We start from the raw sequence: 16,755 nt of genomic DNA on the forward strand, positions 1-16,755 counted from the left end.
CGGGGCGAAGATCGAGGCGATTCAGGCTGATACGCAGGGTGCTGTGTCGGCGATCAGTCGGATCAGTGGTGTGATCGCGAAGATCAACGACATTCAGACCACGATCGCTTCGGCGGTGGAGGAGCAGACCGCGACGACGAACGAGATCGCGCGGTCGGTGACGGAGGCTGCTGCTGGGGCCAATGGGATTGCTGAGGATGTGACGCAGGTGGCCTCGGCTGCCGCCGACACCCGCCTGGGGTCGCAGAACACCCTCCAGTCCTCCACGGAGCTGACCGGCATGGCGTCGGAGCTCAAGCAGCTGGTCGGCCAGTTCCGGCTCTGAGGGAGGCCGTAGCCACAGCCGGTCGATGTCCCCGTCCCGGGCGGAGACATCGGCCGGCTGTGTACCTCGCGATACCTGGAATGGGGGCGGACAACCCGCCCCACGGTGCCTAGGGTGAGAGCCAGCGGCAGGTCCGGAGCCTGCCCGCGAGCCGCCCTCTCGGGCACTGGAGGACCACGTGCGCACGCGCCTCGTGGCGGCCCTCGGCGCCGCTGCCCTGACCCTGACCGGCCTGACGGCGCTCGACGCCCTCACCGGCTCCGCCTCGGCCACCGCGCCCGCCCCGACCCCGGTCACGGGCTCGGGGGCCGTGACGTTCACCGGCTGCGACATCCGCACCGATCGGAGCGATCCCAACACCCGCCAGGGCAGCGTCTTCTCCTGGACCCCGACGATCGACCTGGCGGCCGACTCCCCGGTCTCGGCGACCCAGCCGGGCGGTCAGACCGTGACCGCGACGCTCCCCACGCCGCTCCCGGCGGCGGCCTTCCCGACCTCCCTGACCGAGCCCGAGGTGACGGTCGCCCTGGGATTCGACCTGGGCCCGATGACGTACGCCATCACCACCACCTCCAAGCGCGCCAACATCGGCGCCGGGACCTCGACGTTCAAGCTCGGCACCGTCCAGACGACCGACCTGGCGTACGGCCTGGGCGGCTACCACCGCTGGCGCCCGACCAGCCTGCGGATCGACTTCGTCCCGGACTGGCCCGAGACGCCGCTCTACCTGCAGTGCGCCTCGGTCGCCACCGCCCAGTCGCCGACCCTGCTCACCACGGCCGTCTACAACACCGAGACCTCCGCCCGCGCCGGCCTCTACCAGCCCTCGGGGCTGGCCCTGACCGGCGCCCGCCAGGGCTCCTGGGTGGCCTTCCGAGGCAGCGAGTTCGAGTCCGACGGGGTGGTCCGGGTCCGGCTCGGCGCCACCACGGTCGCCACCGTCCGTGCCGACGTCACCGGCGCGATCAGCGGCCGCTTCCAGGTGCCGGCCACCGCACCGGCCCGACCGCTGGAGGTCCGCTTCCTCGGCGCGAGCACCCTCAAGTCGGTGACGCTGCGTCACCTCTACGTCTCCCTCGCCCGTACGTCGCTCACGGCACGCCCCAGCGCCGTGAAGCGCTCCCGCACCAGCGTCGTCACCGGCCGCGGGTACGTCGCCGGGGAGCCGGTCACCCTGATCCTGAAGCGCCAGGGCACCGCGAAGGTGCTGCGTCGCACCCACGCGACCGTGCGCCCCGACGGGACCGTCACGATCGCGGTGAAGACGAAGAGGGCCTGGAAGAAGGGGCGCTACACGGTCAGGGTGGTCGGCGCCGCCTCCGGCCGCACCTCCACCCTCGTCCTGCGGCTGCGCTGACCCTCCCCCGTTCGGTCCACCTCACCGGGACCTTGGCCTGATCCAGTGACGTAGGTAACCCCCGGTGACATGATTCGTTGGGAGTCGAGAGCATCCGCAACGGGAGGACTTCATGAGCGAATCAGCCGACGGGCTTCTCGATCAGTGGCTGAACCGCCGCGGTACGCCGGCCGCTGACACGGTCGCGGCAGCGCAGGCTGCTGCCGAGCAAGCGGCCGCCGACCAGGCAGCGGCCGAGCAGGCTGCTGCGGACCAAGCCGCTGCTGCGCGGGCGGACGAGGGGCGGGGTGCCGTGGACCAGACGGTCGCGGCGGACGTGACCGCCGAGGCCGACGAGGCCGCGTCCACTCCGGGGCCCGAGGTGGAGCCCGATACGGAGTCCGACCCCGAGACCGAGATGGACGACGAGGGCGGCCCTGTGCTGCCCGACGACCGTACGTCCCACCTCGCCGACCCCTCCGGGAGGCACGACTCCCTGGCCGACCTGCACACCATCGAGGACGAGCTCACCCGGATCGCCAACGGGACCGACCCCGGCACCGACCCCGCGATGGCCGATCTGTCGACCTCCGCTGGAGGGACGAGCGACCAGACGCCGCAGGCCTCCCTCGGCGCCGAGCCGGTCGCGACGGTCGCACGCGTCGAATCGGTGGCGACGGCCGAGGCGGATGCGGTCACGGCGGCCGAGCCGGATACGGCCGTGGCGCCGAGCCGCGTGCGGGGAGCCGATGCGTCGGATGCCGTCCGGGCCGCCTTCGCCGCCCTCGACACACCTGCCGCAGCGGAGCCGACCACCCCGGCAGTGGACACGACCACGCCGGACGCCGAACCGCCCGCCATCGTGGTCGAGCCCGACGTCGAGTCCGACCCCGAGACCGAGATGGACGACGAGGGCGGCCCGGCCGGACCCGAGGACGTGACGCACCAGGAGACCTCGGCCGTCGAGGCGGAGCCGCACTGGGCGAGCGCTGAGACACCGGCGGTCGACATCGAGGCCGACACCCACGCCGAGCCGGAGCCGACGGCGGAGATGGTCGAAGAGGGCTCCCCGATCGACGTCACGCACCCGCTCGCCTCCGAGGAGCCGAGCGCACCCGACACGGTGCCGGGAGCGGCACCGGCTACGGTGCCGGAGCCCAGCCCCGACGCCACCCCGGAGCCCGAAACGGAACCCGCGACCGCACCCGAGCCTGTCCCCGACGAGCCGGAGACGCTGCCGGAACCGGAACGGCTCGACCCGCCGGACCCGGCGATCGACCCGAGCGCCCTGGCAGGGCTGCCGCCGCTGTCGGCCTCGACCGAGGCGATCCTCGCCGCTCTCACCGCGGCCAGCGCTCCTGCGACGGCAGTCGCCGCAGCACCGGCGGTCACGGCGGTCCCTCGTACCGCCGCTACCGCTGCTACCTCGTCTACCTCTGGCGGCTCCGTGGCCTCGGACGCCGCTGCTGCCTCGGCGGCGAGCGGCACTGCCACCCTGACCGCGCCCGAGCCGGTCGCGGAGCCGACTCCGGTCGCGGAGGCGGTACAGGTCACTCCGCCCCCCGCGGCTTCGCCACAGCCGGGCCGACGCCGCAAGCTCGGCAGGGGACGCCGCTGGGGTCGTCAGCAGCCCGCTGACCCCACCCCCGCCGCGACCACCGAACGTTCCGACACAGCCGGGACGGCCCAGCCTGCCGACCCTGCCGCGGGGACGACCGAGCGTGCCGACCTCGCCGCCGCAACCGCCACTACCGACCTCGCGGCCAGCACCGCGACCGCCCAGGCAGCCCTGGCAGACCCGGCCACCCCAGGCGCCCCCGACGCCCTCCCCGACAAGGCCGACCACACCGACCTCACCACCCAGGACGAGCAGAGCGATCAGCAGAGCCTGAACGACCAGCGGAGCGACGTACCGGCTGAGAGCCTCTCCCCCGAGACTCTGCCCACCGAACCGACATCGGCCGACCTCGCGTCCGCCGACATGGCTCCCGCCGAGGAGCAGCGGACCTCCGCACCGGTCGACCTCGACGACGACCTCCTCACCGTCCCCGACGACCGGGTCGAACGGGTCATCCAGGCGAACGCTCCGGCGTACCACGACCGCCGCTCGCCCGCCGAGATCGCCGACTCGCAGGGCACGCGTCCGGCGGAGTACCCGGACCGGCTCACCGCGCGGCGCACGCTGCTCGACGACGGGCCGGCCGAGGAGCACTACTTCGCGCCGAAGCGGGCAGGGCACCGGATGCTCGGCGTCCTGCTCGGGCTCGGCCTGATCGCGACCGTCGCCGCCTGCTGGTGGGCGTTCTCGGCCAAGACACTGCCCGCGATCGGCGTGGCCGCCGTGATCGGTGTGGCGACGGCGATCGTGTGGGCCGCCCGTGCCGGGGACGCGGTGACGCACCTGAGCACGATCGGGAGCCGTCTGGTGATCGAGCGGGCCGGGACGCGGACGCAGTTCGACCTGGCCGACCCGCACACCCCGGTGACCGTGCACGGCGCGCCGACCGACCACGACTGGGCTGTCACCTTCGCCCGGCGCGGGATGCCCTCGGTGGTGCTCGACGCGACGGTGGTGGACCCCGTGGAGTTCATGGAGGTCTTCGACTCCCACCGCCCGCAGCACTGAGACGGCCCATCCAGGCGCACGACAGAGAACGAGCCCCGCGGTGATCCGCGGGGCTCGTCCCATGCTCAGGCCGGAGTCAGACTCAGGACTCCTTCTTCTCCAGCTCGGCCTCGACCTCGGCGCCACGCTCGGCGCTCACGGTCTGGCCTGCCCCCGGGACGAGCGCCCGGTGGCCGCCCTCGAGCCGCTCCAGTGCGGAACGGGCGAAGACCTGCTGGATGGTCGTGGTCCGCTCGGAGCGGTCACGGCCGAGGAAGGAGATCACCCAGCGGAACGCCGTGGTGAAGCGGTTCTTGAACCCGGTGATGTAGACGATGTGCACGGCGAGCCACATCAGCCAGGCGATGAAGCCGGTGATCTGGACCTTGCCCACCAGGGCCACGGCCCGGAAGCGGCTGATCGTCGCCATCGAGCCCTTGTCGAAATACTTGAAGTCCTCGTGCTCGGGCTTGCCCGCCAGCCGGTGCTTGATCGTCTTGGAGGCGTACTTGCCGCCCTGCATCGCGACCTGCGCGACACCAGGGAGCTTGTTCAGGTTGATCATGTCGCCGACGACGAAGATCTCCGGGTGGCCCGGCAGCGTCAGGTCGGGCTCGACGGCGATCCGGCCGGCACGGTCGAGCTCGGCACCGGTCTGCGCCGAGAGGATCTTGCCCAGCTCGGAGGCCTGCACACCGGCGGCCCAGATCTTGGTGACGGCCTCGATCCGCTGGGTGTGGCCGTCCTTGAACTTCATCTCCAGACCGTCGGCGTCGACGTTGGTGACGAGGGCACCGAGGACGACCTCGACACCGAGCTTCTCCAGCGAGGTCTTGGTCTTCGCTCCGAGCTTGGGGCCGAACGGCGGCAGCACCTGGTCGGCGCCGTCGACGAGCACGACCCGGGCGCTCTCGGTGCTGATGTGCTTGAAGTCGCGGTTGAGCGTACGACGAGCCAGCTCGGCCAGCTGGCCGGCGAGCTCGACACCCGTCGGACCGGCCCCGACCACCACGAAGGTGAGCAGCGAGTCGATCGGCTCGCCCCGCTCGGCGGCCAGCTCGGCGACCTCGAAGGCGCCGAAGATCCGGCCGCGCAGCTCCAGGGCGTCGTCGATCGACTTCATGCCGGGCGCGAACTCGGCGAAGTGGTCGTTGCCGAAGTAGGACTGCCCCGCACCCGCGGCGACGATCAACGAGTCGTAGGGCACCGTGGTGGTGACGTTGAAGAGCTCGTGCGTGACGGTCTTCTTCTCCACGTCGATGTCGGTGACCTCACCAAGCAGCACCGTGGCGTTCTTCTGCCGGTGCAGGATCTCGCGGGTCGGAGGCGCGATCTCCCCCTGCGACAGGATGCCCGTCGCGACCTGGTACAGCAGGGGCTGGAACAGGTGATGCGTGGTCTTGCCGATCACTGTGACGTCGACGTCCGCGTGCTTGAGTCCCTTAGCTGCGAAGAGACCACCGAACCCCGAGCCGATCACCACAACTTTGTGACGCTCCGCCATCTGCCTGAACCTTCCGATCTAGCGCTTGTGAAATCTTTCATTAGAACGATCCAGGACCCATTCTTATGCCCCACCAGGTTCGTGACTACAGCACCCCCCGTCTGTATCGTCACATTGGCAGGCTGGGTCACAACAGACCCCGCCCTGACGCACGAGACGACACAGGGCAGTATTTCGACAGCACGGTTGCTCGGGAAGGAGTGCTGATGCCGTTCTCCCGTCCGCCGCTGGTCGTCGGCCCCGGCGCTCACGCCGCACCCGACGCACGCCGGTGGGTGCACGCCCGGCTGCACGAGATCGGCCGCGACGAGCTCATCGAGACCGCCGAGCTGGCCATCTCCGAGCTGGTTGCCAACGCCTTCCTACACGGCACGGCCCCGATCTCGCTGTGCCTGCGCGGCACCGCCGACGCGCCCCGGATCGAGGTGCACGACACCTCTCCGACCCCGCCCCGCCTGCCCGACGGCGAGGCCACCAGCGTGTGGGCCACCGAGGGCCGCGGCCTCTCGATCGTCTCCCGCGCCTCCCGGGCCTGGGGCGTACTGCTCGAGGACGGCGGCAAGACGATGTGGTTCGAGCCAGCCCCCGACCTCTCCGAGGACGGTGTCGACGCCGTCATCGGCGACCGTCGTACGTCGTCCCGTTGAGGTCTCGCGTGACAGCGCACGCCCCCGCCCCCTCGGTCCGCGCCCTGATCCGAGGCAACGCTCATCTCCTGCCGGTGATCTCCCTCGGCGGCGCCCTGGGCAGCCTGGCGCGCTGGGCCGTGGCCGAGGCGATGCCGCACCGCGCCGACCGGTTCCCGTGGCCGACCTGGCTGGTCAACGTGACCGGTGCCTTCGCCCTCGGGGTCCTGATGGCCCTGGTCGTCGGCCTGTGGCCGCATCGCCGCTACCTGCGTCCGTTCCTCGGCGTCGGGGTGCTGGGCGGCTTCACCACCTTCTCCACCTGGATGCTCGACACCCGTACGGCGCTCACGGCCAGCCCCGCGCTCGCCGGGCTCTACGTCGCCTCCACCCTGGTCGTCGGACTGCTGGCGGTCCTGACCGGGCTCACCCTGGGGCGGGAGGTCGTCGAGCGCCGCACCGGCCGGCACGGCTCCCACGGCCCACGCCCGCACCCGCACCCGCACCCGCACCCGCACCCGCCACAGTCGTCCCAGTCGCCCCACCCACCCCAGCCCGGAGAGCGGCGATGACCCCGCTGCTGGTCGCCCTCGGCGCGATGGTCGGCGCCCCCACCCGCTACCTGGCCGACGTGGTGATCGCCTCCCGGGTCCGCTCGCACCTGCCGTGGGGGACGCTGACGGTCAACGTGGTCGGCTCCTTCGTCCTCGGCCTGGTGGCGGCCCTGGTCGCCGGCGGCACCTGGGCGACCTGGACGCAGAGCCTGCTCGGGGCCGGCTTCTGTGGCGCGCTGACCACGTTCTCGACGTTCTCCTACGACACGGTGCGACTGGCCGAGGACGGGCGGCGTCAAGCTGCGGTTGCGAACGTGGTGGTCTCGATCGTCGCGTCGTTCCTGGCCGTCGCCGCGGGCTGGTGGCTCGGCTCCTAGCGCCGACTTCCGGGTTCACCACCCGCGAGATCCGGGTTCACCACCGCCCAGATCCGGGTTCACCACCCGCGAGATCCGGCTTCGCCACCTACGGCAACGGCACCCGCAGGAACCGCGGCCGGTACAGGAACGGATCGTCGACCACCGAGCTGACGTCGGTGTTGTTCTGGCTGTAGGAGACCACCACCGTCCCCTTCTGCGGCAGCAGGTCGGGGTGGGCCAGCGGCATGTAGCGCAGCGTCGAGGCCTGCGACGGGATCTTGGCCACCACCGGCCCGGCGGTGAACGGTCCGGTCGGCGAGGGCGCCTTCCAGATCACCAGGTCCGACCCGATGAACTCGTCGCGCTTGGAGACGGCGTACCAGCTGGAGCCGGAGTGGAAGACGCTCAGCGTCTGGGAGACGCCTCCGACGGCCGGGATCAGCACCCCCGCCTTCGAGGCCGAGGTCCCCCACGACGTACCGTTCCAGTAGCGCCACCGGTCCTGGTCGAGGATGTCGTCGGCGCGGACCCGGGCGACCTGGAGCGAGTAGCCGAAGACCAGGGGCTTGCCCGGGTTGGCGGTGCCGTAGAGGTAGACCCAGTCGCCCTCGACCGCGACCGCCGCGCCCCAGGCCGGGCGGGACTTGTCGGCATCGTCGGGGCCGATGTCCATCACGGTGAGCAGCTGCGGAGTCTGCCCGGTCGGCACGATGAAGAGCGCGACGGCCGGCCCCAGGTTGGTGAACGCCGAGGTGTCACCGGCCGACCCGGCCGAGCGCACCCGGTTGGCGCTCACCCCGATCAGGTCGTAGCCCGCCCGAGCCACCTTCGCGATCGACATCGGCCAGTAGCCGACGCCGTCCTTGCGGTCGGGGATGAGCGCCCCGTGGTCGGCGGGCAGCACCACGTCGGCGCACGAGGCGCTGAAGACCAGCATCGAGTTGTGCACGAAGCGCTGACCGTCGAACGAGGCCGAGCGGAGCGTGTCCCCGAAGACCCAAAGCCGACGGCCGTCGCTCAGCTCCACGTCGGCGCCGACGTCGGCGCCCTGGAACTCGCCGTTGCCACGCAGCGAGCCGACCAGCTTGTTCAGTCCGGCCACCGTGGAGGGCTGCTGGTAGCGCAGGCACTGGGTCTGGCTGGCGCGGGAGGGAGCAGCGACCGAGGGCGCCTTCGAGCCCGGCAGCAGGGTGATCAGGGCGGCCACGAGCGCGACGACGGGCGCGATCATCAGCACCACCTGAGCGCGCCATCCGGGCTTCACCACCCCATCATCTACGGTCATCCCCATGACCACCGAGCACGCCTCCCGGATCTGGGTGCTGGCGCTGCTCGCGCAGGCAGCGATCGCCGGCCTGCTGATGTGGGCGGTGCCCGCCTCGCATCCGGTCGACGCCCGGCTGATCATCGTCGCGCCGCCGGTGGTCTCGACCTCCCTGGTCGCCTCGGCCGACGCCCTGGACGGGCACCCGTTCGACGCCAGCGCCGCCGCATCGGAGACGACGGCACTGGCCGACCTGGCCGCCGGCCGGGCCGACGCCGTGGTGGTGGTCGACCTCAGCTCCGACCACGACCGGCTCTCGGTCTCGGCGGTCAACGGCCCCCGCGGCGTCGCCGAGATCACCCGCGCGGTCAACCAGGTCGAGGCCAGCCTGGGCCGCACGCTCACCGTCGCGACGGTCCCGATCAAGGGCGATCGCCACACGCCGTACGTCGTCGTGCTGGCCAGCCTCGTCCTCGGGTTCGCCGCCGCCGTGGTGGTCACCTGGCGGCACGGCTCCTTCGCGACCACGTTCCGCGCCGGACTGCTGCGGATCCTCGGCTTCGTCGGCTTCGGCGCCGTGCTGGGGCTGTGCTGCGTCTGGCTGCCGTGGCCGACCCCGGTGCTGGTGGCGACCCTGGTGACGGCGGCCGCCGTCACGACCAGCACCCTGACGGCGCTGATGGGGCTGCTCGGGCTGGCGGTGGCCAGCCTGCTCTTCGTGCTCACCGCCGCCCCGCTCGGCCGCTTCTCCCCCACCCTGTTCATCCCGCAGCCGTGGCAGAGCATCAACGGCGCGATGTCGCACGGTGCCGGGCTCGATCTGGCGACCACGATGATCAACTTCGGCGGCTGGGGAAGCCCCCGGCCGTGGGCCGTCCTCGCCGCCTGGATCGGGGTCGGCATCCTGACCTTGTTCCTCGCCCGGGTGCGGTCGGGCCGGGTACGTTGAGGCTATGGCGCGCAACGACGGCTCCGGCGGTTCCCGCTCGGTGCTCTGGTTCCGGCGCGACCTGCGTCTGCGTGACCACGGCGCCCTGCTGAGCGCCGCCCGGGCCGGGGAGGTGCTGCCGCTCTTCGTGATCGACCCACGGCTGATGCACTCCGCAGCCGGGCCGCGAGCCGACTGGGTGCTGGCCTCCGTGGCCGCCCTGGCCGCCGACCTCGCCACGTACGGCGCCACCCTCGTGATCCGGGTCGGCGACCCGGCCCGGGTGGTGCCCGAGGTCGCCCGCGAGATCGACGCGAGCGCGGTCTACATCACCGGCGACTACGCGCCCTACGGCCGGGCCCGCGACGCCGCGGTGGCGACCGCGCTCGGCCCGATCCCGCTGCTCAGCAAGGACATCCCCTACGCCGTCGAGGTCGACGCCGTCCGTACCCGCAACGGCGAGGGGTTCAAGGTCTTCGGTCCGTTCTACCGCGCCTGGCTGGCCCAGGGCTGGCATCCGCCGTTCCGTCACGACCCCGGCGCCGTCGCCTGGATCGACGTCGCCACCGACCCGGTGCCCGCGGTGGGCAGCACGCACGGAGTCACCCTCCCGGAGGCCGGCGAGTGGGCGGCCGCGGCCCAGTGGCAGCGGTTCCGGTCGAGCACGACCACCTACGACACCGACCGGGATCGGCCCGACCTCGAAGGCACCTCGCGGATGTCGCCGTACCTCAAGATCGGTGCCGTCCACCCGCGCACTCTGCTGGCCCAGCTGGGGCCGGCCGACGCCGTGTTCCGCAAGGAGCTGGCCTGGCGGGAGTTCTACGCCTCGGTGCTGTCGCTGCGCCCCGACACCGCCTACGGCTACTTCCAGCCGCTGCTGCGCGGGCTGGACTACGCCCGCGGACCCGAGCTGGAGGAGAACCTCAGCGCCTGGAAGGAGGGTCGCACCGGCTTCCCGCTGGTCGACGCCGGGATGCGCCAGCTGCTGGCCGAGGGCTGGATGCACAACCGGGTGCGGATGCTGGTCGCCTCCTTCCTGGTCAAGGACCTGCGGGTGGAGTGGACGCACGGCGCCCGCCACTTCATGGACCACCTGATCGACGGGGACATCGCCAGCAACCAGCACGGCTGGCAGTGGACGGCCGGCAGTGGCACCGACGCGGCGCCGTACTTCCGCGTCTTCAACCCGACCAAGCAGGCCCAGACGTTCGACCCGCACGGCGACTACGTCCGTCGCTGGGTGCCCGAGCTGCGCGCGCTCAGCGCCGAGACGATCCACGAGCCGTGGCTGCTGCCTGAGGGTCCGCCGGCTCCCTACCCGCCGCCGATCGTCGACCACGCCGAGGCGCGGCGGGCAACGCTGGCGGACTACAACGCGCTCCGCCAGCGCCAGAACTGACCTCGACCGGCCCAGGAGGCTACGATGTTCGTCGCCCGTCAGCAGTTGCAGCACCCGATCGACCAGGTCTTCGCCTGGCACTCCCGCCCGGGCGCGATCCACCGGCTCAGCCCGCCCTGGCAGCCGGTCCGGGTCACCCAGGAGGCCGGCTCGCTGCGTGACGGGGTGGCGGTGCTCGCCTTCCCGGCCGGGCGCCGGTGGGTGGCCCAGCACGACGCCGCTGCCTACGTCGAGGGCCGGCACTTCGCCGACGAGCTGGCCTCACGGCCGTTCCTGGCCCCGGTACGGTGGCGCCACGACCACGACCTGACCCCGGCCGGCGCCGAGGCCACGACCCTGACCGACACCGTCGACACGGTGATCCCCGACCGGCTGGTGGCGCCGATCTTCGACTACCGGCACCGTCAGCTCGCCGGCGACCTGGCCGCGCACGCCTGGGCCTCGGCCCTGCGTCCGGAGCCGATGACGGTCGCGATCACCGGCGCCTCCGGCCTGGTCGGTACGGCGCTGGGCGCGCTGCTCACCGGCGGCGGCCACCATGTCATCCGGCTGGTCCGCGGCCCCGCCCGCGGCGAGGCCCAGGGCGAACGCTCCTGGAACCCGCACGGCCCGGTCGACCCGGCACTGTTCGACGGGGTCGACGCGGTCGTGCACCTGGCCGGGGCGAGCATCGCGGGACGATTCACCACCGCCCACCGCGAGGCGATCCGCGGCAGCCGGATCGAGCCGACCCGGGCCCTGGCCACCGCGGCGGCAGCGGCCGGCGTGGGGGTCTTCGTCTGTGCCTCGGCGATCGGCTTCTACGGCTCCGACCGCGGCGACGAGGTGGTCACCGAGACCAGCCCGCGCGGCGGCGGCTTCCTCGCCGATGTGGTCGAGGCATGGGAAGAGGCCTGCGCCCCCGCCGTCGTCGGTGGCGCGCGGGTGGTCAACGTCCGTACCGGGATCGTGCAGAGCCCGCGCGGTGGGGCGCTGCGGCTGCAGCGGCCCCTCTTCGCCGCCGGGCTGGGCGGACGCCTCGGCGACGGCCGGCAGTGGCTGTCGTGGATCGGGATCGACGACCTGATCGACGTCTACCTCCGGGCCCTGGTCGACGACCGGCTGCGCGGCCCGGTCAACGCGGTCGCCCCGCTCCCGGTCACCGGCCGCGAGTACGCCGCCACCCTCGGCCGTGCGCTGCACCGCCCGGCCCTGCTCCCCGCCCCCGCGTTCGGCACCGCGCTGATCCTGGGCCGCGAGGGTGCCACCGAGGTGGCCCTGGCCAGTCAGCGGGTCGAGCCGACGGTGCTCGCGCAGGTCGGCCACGAGTTCCGCTTCCCGGACCTGGAGCCGGGGCTGCGCCACCTGCTCGGCACCTAGCCGACTTCCGGGTTCACCACGCTCGACTTCCGGGTTCACCACGCTCGACTTCCGGGTTCACCACGCTCGACTTCCGGGTTCACCACCACCCAGATCCGGGTTCCTCACCGCCGCGGCGGCATCGGCACGAAGATCGACGTGCGGGCGACGTACGCCGGCCATCCTGGCCTGTCCGCCATCCGCCGTTCGGCCAGCCGGACCCCGGAGACAGCGATGAGGAACCACGTCATCACCACCGGTCCGACCAGACCGATCACGGCGCCGGGCCATCCACAGGTCGCCGCCGAGGCGAGCCAGATCCCCCACCACACACAGGTGTCACCGAAGTAGTTCGGGTGCCGCGACCAGGACCAGACCCCGGTGGTCAGTAGCCGGGGACGCTCCGGATCGGCCCGATAGGCGGCCAGCTGGCGGTCCGCGGCGCTCTCCAGGCCCACGCCGAGCGCCCACAGCGGCACCCCGAGGAACGCCGGCCACACGTGCCGTGGCTCGGCCAGCATGACGACCAGGACCGGCACCGCCACCACCAGGACGATCACCGCCTGCAGGCCGTAGACCTTGGTCAGCACGCGCCCGAACGGGATCGAGTCGAGGCCGCCGCCGAGCAGGTCCTCATAGCGTGGGTCGTCCTCGCGACTGGCGACCACCCGCCGCCACAGGTGGGTGCCGAGCCGCAGCCCCCACACCGCGACCATCGCGACCACGACCCAGCGCAGCCAGCGATGCACCCCGGGACCAGAGTCCGAAGTCGCGTCCTCGCCGAGCACCACGACGACCGCGACCGCGACCGTCAGCGTGACGTACGCGAAGCCCCAGGCGGCATCGACGACGGCGATCCGGCGGAGCCGCCGGGTCTGCCCCGCCGCGACCCCCATCACCACCACGACCGCGAGGACCGCGACCCCGAGCACGAGCCCGGTCACCGCTCAGCCCTCCCGCCGCAGCAGCAGGTGGACGTCGTCGAGGTACCCCGAGGCGAACCCGGCCCGGGAGTAGCTCAGGTAGTAATGCCACAGCCGCCGGAAGGTGGCGTCGAAGCCGAGCCGCTCAAGCCGCTCGGTCTCGGCGGCGAACCGCTCGTCCCACTGCCGCAGGGTCTCCTCGTAGTGCAGCCCCAGCGACGCGGTCACCTCCAGCCCGAGCCCGCCGGCCGCGGCGGCCTCGGTGAGTGCCTCGACGGAGGGCAGGAAGCCGCCGGGGAAGATGTACTTCGTGATCCAGGTGGCCTCGTCCCGGGTCGCGTGCATCCACGCGTGCGGCATGGTGATCGCCTGGATCGCCACCCGTCCGCCCGGTGCCAGCACGGACTCGATGGTCGCGAAGTACGTCGACCAGTGCCGCCATCCGACGGCCTCGATCATCTCCACCGAGACCACGGCGTCGTACTCGCCCTCGATCCGGCGGTAGTCGATCAAGTCGATCTGCACCGCGTCGGCCCATCCGGCGGCCGCGATCCGCTCGGTGGCGTAGCGCTGCTGCTCCACCGACAGCGTCACGCTGCGCACCGTCGCGCCGCGCTCGGCCGCCCGCAGCGCGAGCTCGCCCCAGCCGGTGCCGATCTCCAGCAGCCGGGTGCCGGGGCCCACCCCGGCCAGATCGAGCAGGGCGTCGATCTTGCGGTGCTGGGCGGTGACCAGGTCGGCGCCGTGCACGGGAGCACCGGCGGGCAGCGCGCCGGGTTCGGCCGGGCCGGCGTCGCGGCTCGGGAACCAGGCAGCGGAGTACGTCATCGTCGGGTCCAGGAAGAGCTCGAACAGGTCGTTGGAGAGGTCGTAGTGGTGGGCGATGTTGGCCCGGGTGTCGCTCGCCTCCCCGGTGTCGTTCGGCGCGATGGTGGGGAAGACCAGCCGCCGCAGCCGCTGCAGTCCGCGCGGGCGGGTGGCGGCCAGGCGGCGGGCCGGGACGGTGAGGAAGGCGGCCAGGTCGTCGGCGTCCCAGGCCCCGGTCAGGTAGGCCTCCCCCAGGCCGATGCTGGCATCCGCGCCGAGCCGGGCGAAGAGCTCGGCGGGCCGGTGCACGGTCATCTGCGGGGCATCGGCCCCGCCGGTCCCGATCGTCCGCACCCCGTCGCCTTCGACCAGGTGGACCCGGACGGGGAGCCGCGCCATCGTGTGGCAGAAGAGCCGCCGTGCGAGCACCGCGCCGACCCGGGTGCGCAGGCCGGGGGTCGGTGCGGTCAGGGCCGGCCAGGCGGCGTGGACGATCGGGGCGGAGCTGGCGGTTCGCGTCATCGGACACCTTCTTGGTGGTGGACGGGGCGGGGCTGGATCGGTAGCCGGCGGAGCCACAGCGCGATGCCGTGCCCCCGGATGAGTACGGCGTCGCGGGCACCGACCACAGCAGCGGCGAAACGGTGGCCGGCGACAGGGTGCCCGCGCAGCGAGGCGCTGAACCGGGAGCCGTCGGCGGCGGTCAGGTCGACCGTCACCGTCAGCCCTGGATCCGGGGCGGGCGCCACGACCTGGTAGGCGCCGTCGACGCCATGGAACGGCGAGACGTAGAGCTCCTTGGCGACCGTGCCGCGACTGTGCGGCCGGAGCAGGTAGGCGTGCCGATCGCCGTACGTGTTGTGCACCTCGACCACCGTCGCCACCGGGGCGCCGTCGGGTCGGGTGCACCACCACACGCTGATCGGGTTGAAGCAGAACCCGAACGCACGTGGGTGGGCCGCGAGCCGGACGTGGGCGCCGCCGAGCTCGATGTCGTGCAGGGCCAGGAAGCGCGCCAGGTTCTCCCGCAGGCTGAGGCCGGGGTCGCCGAGGTGGTCGCGAGCCTGGAGGCTGCCGGTGCACCAGGTGGTGAGACGGTCGACGGCGCGGCGCCACCCGGCGACGGGCGTGTCTGCGGTCCGGTCGTCGGCCCTCTCGTCGGGCAGGTCGTCGGGCAGGTCCGCGACCCACAGGTAGGAACGGTGGGTGAAACCGGAGCGGAGCGGAGCGCGGCGCAGATGGGAGACCTCGGTGGCGTAGACCTGCACCGTCCCGGCACCTGTCCCGGCGCCTGTCCCGGCACCCGCCGGGGCGCCCTCCTCCGCGCCGCCCGCAACGCCGACCGACCCCGCTCCCGCAGAGCCACCCAGCAGCGCCAGCACCCGCCGCGCGGCCGCCTCCCCCGAGGCGGCACCGTCCTCGTGGAACCCCCAGCCCTGATAGGCGCCGGCGAAGGCCACCGGACCGTCCTCAATCTCGGGCAGGCGGGCCTGTGCGGCGACGCTGCGCGGGGTGTAAAGCGGGTGTTCGTAGTCCATCTCGGCAATCACCGTCGCCGGGTCGATCAGGTCCGAGCCGCCGAGGGTCACCAGGTAACGCACCGACGTGTCGAGCCGCTGCAGCCGGGTCAGGTCGTAGGTCACGGTGACGTGCCCGGGGCCCTGCGCGCGACGCCGGAAGTTCCACGACGACCAGGTCGCGGTGCTGGTCGGCAGCACGCTGGTGTCGGTGTGCAGCACCGCACGATTGGGCGAGTACGTGAGCGCGCCGAGCACCTCGCGCTGGAGGTCGCTGGGCTCGGCGAGCATCGCCAGCGCCTGGGCCGGGTGGGTCGCCACGACGACAGCGTCGAACCGCTCCGGCAGGCCACCGGCCACCGTCACCTCGACGCCACCGATGCCTCCAGCACCGCCCGCCACCCGCGAGACCCGCTCCACCCGAGCCCCGGTCCGCACCACCCCACCCCGCTCGCGGAGCCGGGCGACGAGGGCGTCGACGTACGTCCGAGAACCGCCGGTGACGGTGCGCCAGGTCGGGCTACCGGTGACCGAGAGCATCCCGTGATGGGCCAGGAAGCGGAACAGGTAGACCGCCGGGTAGCGGCCGGCGACCTCCGGGTCGCACGACCAGACCGCCGCGATCAGCGGCTCCACGAAGTGCGTGCGCAGCCGCTCGCTGAACCCGCCCTCACGCACGAACTCGTCCATCGTCACCGTCAGGTCGACCGACGTCCGCTCGGCGCGGGCCAGCAGCGCCCGCGCGGCGCGGTGGAAGCGCGGGATCTCGGCGAGCATCCGCAGGTGCCGCGGATCGGTGGCACGCGCCCGGTCCGGCAGCACGCCGCGCAACCCGCGCGCCCCGGCCCACTCCACCCCGGACGGCTCGTCGAGGATCGACATCGACATCTCCGAGCGCTGCGTCGGTACGCCGAGCTCGTCGAAGATCCGCAGCAGCGTCGGGTAGGTCCGCCGGTTGTGCACGATGAACCCGGTGTCGATCCGCAGCACCCGGTCACCCTCGACGACGTCGTGGGTGTGGGCGTGGCCGCCGAGCCGGTCGTCGGCCTCGACGAGCGTCACCTCGGCATCGGTCGAGCAGGTCAGGGCGGCCACGAGTCCGGCCACCCCGGACCCGATCACCGCGACCGCAGGCCGATGCGCTTGGGAGATGACAGCAGGCTGGTGACTCACGCGTTCCTCGTTCTCGTCATGAGCGGGCAGGACGGCACTGATGGACAGCATTCGACACCGAGGCGCATATCGGATGGGCGGGAATCGTATATTC

13 protein-coding genes and 1 pseudogene are annotated in these 16,755 nt (G+C 72.6%); 9 read left to right on the plus strand and 5 right to left on the minus strand.

Features of this window, described 5'->3' with window-relative positions:
* From Q1V88_RS04065 to Q1V88_RS04075, 3 genes and pseudogenes are all read left to right on the plus strand, one after another.
* Positions 1–325: pseudogene (locus Q1V88_RS04065) on the plus strand (hypothetical protein); the annotation flags it as partial.
* A gap of 178 nt (positions 326–503) precedes the next feature.
* Positions 504–1,682, plus strand: coding sequence for a hypothetical protein (locus tag Q1V88_RS04070; protein WP_300678242.1), 1,179 nt, complete (start codon positions 504–506; stop codon positions 1,680–1,682).
* Between the two features lie 112 nt (positions 1,683–1,794).
* Positions 1,795–4,287, plus strand: coding sequence for a hypothetical protein (locus Q1V88_RS04075; RefSeq protein ID WP_300678244.1), 2,493 nt, complete (start codon positions 1,795–1,797; stop codon positions 4,285–4,287).
* 82 nt (positions 4,288–4,369) lie between these two features.
* Here Q1V88_RS04075 and Q1V88_RS04080 read toward each other — a convergent pair whose 3' ends face one another.
* Positions 4,370–5,770, minus strand: a complete 1,401-nt coding sequence (locus Q1V88_RS04080; protein ID WP_300678246.1) for an NAD(P)/FAD-dependent oxidoreductase — start codon at positions 5,768–5,770, stop codon at positions 4,370–4,372.
* 206 nt (positions 5,771–5,976) lie between these two features.
* On the opposite strand from Q1V88_RS04080, the gene Q1V88_RS04085 reads away from it, so the two are divergent.
* Genes Q1V88_RS04085 through crcB form a run of 3 tightly spaced genes read left to right on the plus strand, consistent with a single transcriptional unit; the run spans position 5,977 to position 7,327 of the window.
* Complete coding sequence (locus Q1V88_RS04085) at positions 5,977–6,417, plus strand: ATP-binding protein (RefSeq protein ID WP_300678249.1); 441 nt, start codon at positions 5,977–5,979, stop codon at positions 6,415–6,417.
* Between the two features lie 8 nt (positions 6,418–6,425).
* Entirely contained in the window at positions 6,426–6,968 is a 543-nt protein-coding gene (locus Q1V88_RS04090; RefSeq protein ID WP_300678251.1) for a CrcB family protein, read from the plus strand.
* Positions 6,965–7,327: a fluoride efflux transporter CrcB gene (gene crcB / locus Q1V88_RS04095; RefSeq protein ID WP_300678254.1), complete on the plus strand. Its 363-nt coding sequence runs from the start codon at positions 6,965–6,967 to the stop codon at positions 7,325–7,327. Before Q1V88_RS04090 ends, crcB begins: the two co-directional genes overlap by 4 nt.
* An 88-nt stretch (positions 7,328–7,415) precedes the next feature.
* On the opposite strand, the gene Q1V88_RS04100 is transcribed toward crcB, so the two are convergent.
* Positions 7,416–8,573, minus strand: a complete 1,158-nt coding sequence (locus Q1V88_RS04100) for a DUF4185 domain-containing protein (RefSeq protein WP_300678256.1) — start codon at positions 8,571–8,573, stop codon at positions 7,416–7,418.
* Positions 8,574–8,598: 25 nt separating this feature from the next.
* Here Q1V88_RS04100 and Q1V88_RS04105 point away from each other — a divergent pair, with 25 nt between their 5' ends.
* Genes Q1V88_RS04105 through Q1V88_RS04115 form a run of 3 tightly spaced genes read left to right on the plus strand, consistent with a single transcriptional unit; the run spans position 8,599 to position 12,262 of the window.
* A complete protein-coding gene (locus Q1V88_RS04105; protein ID WP_300678258.1) occupies positions 8,599–9,522 on the plus strand; it encodes a hypothetical protein in 924 nt (307 codons plus the stop codon).
* A gap of 4 nt (positions 9,523–9,526) precedes the next feature.
* The gene (locus Q1V88_RS04110; RefSeq protein ID WP_300678260.1) at positions 9,527–10,903 is read left to right on the plus strand and encodes a deoxyribodipyrimidine photo-lyase; all 1,377 of its coding nucleotides are present in this window, start codon (positions 9,527–9,529) and stop codon (positions 10,901–10,903) included.
* Between the two features lie 24 nt (positions 10,904–10,927).
* The gene (locus tag Q1V88_RS04115) at positions 10,928–12,262 is read left to right on the plus strand and encodes a TIGR01777 family oxidoreductase (protein WP_300678262.1); all 1,335 of its coding nucleotides are present in this window, start codon (positions 10,928–10,930) and stop codon (positions 12,260–12,262) included.
* Positions 12,263–12,366: 104 nt separating this feature from the next.
* Here the strand turns inward: Q1V88_RS04115 and Q1V88_RS04120 are convergent, their stop codons facing one another.
* The 3 genes from Q1V88_RS04120 to Q1V88_RS04130 are packed head-to-tail and all read right to left on the minus strand — an operon-like array spanning position 12,367 to position 16,661.
* Positions 12,367–13,185 carry a DUF1295 domain-containing protein gene (locus Q1V88_RS04120; RefSeq protein WP_300678265.1) on the minus strand — a complete coding sequence of 273 codons (819 nt, stop codon included), beginning with the start codon at positions 13,183–13,185 and terminating at the stop codon, positions 12,367–12,369.
* Positions 13,186–13,188: 3 nt separating this feature from the next.
* Entirely contained in the window at positions 13,189–14,493 is a 1,305-nt protein-coding gene (locus Q1V88_RS04125) for a class I SAM-dependent methyltransferase (protein ID WP_300678267.1), read from the minus strand.
* Complete coding sequence (locus Q1V88_RS04130) at positions 14,490–16,661, minus strand: FAD-dependent oxidoreductase (RefSeq protein WP_300678270.1); 2,172 nt, start codon at positions 16,659–16,661, stop codon at positions 14,490–14,492. The genes Q1V88_RS04125 and Q1V88_RS04130 overlap by 4 nt, the downstream gene beginning before the upstream one ends.
* Positions 16,662–16,755 lie beyond the last annotated feature (94 nt).

Source organism: Nocardioides sp. (assembly GCF_030150155.1).
In the GTDB taxonomy this organism is placed as follows: domain Bacteria; phylum Actinomycetota; class Actinomycetes; order Propionibacteriales; family Nocardioidaceae; genus Nocardioides.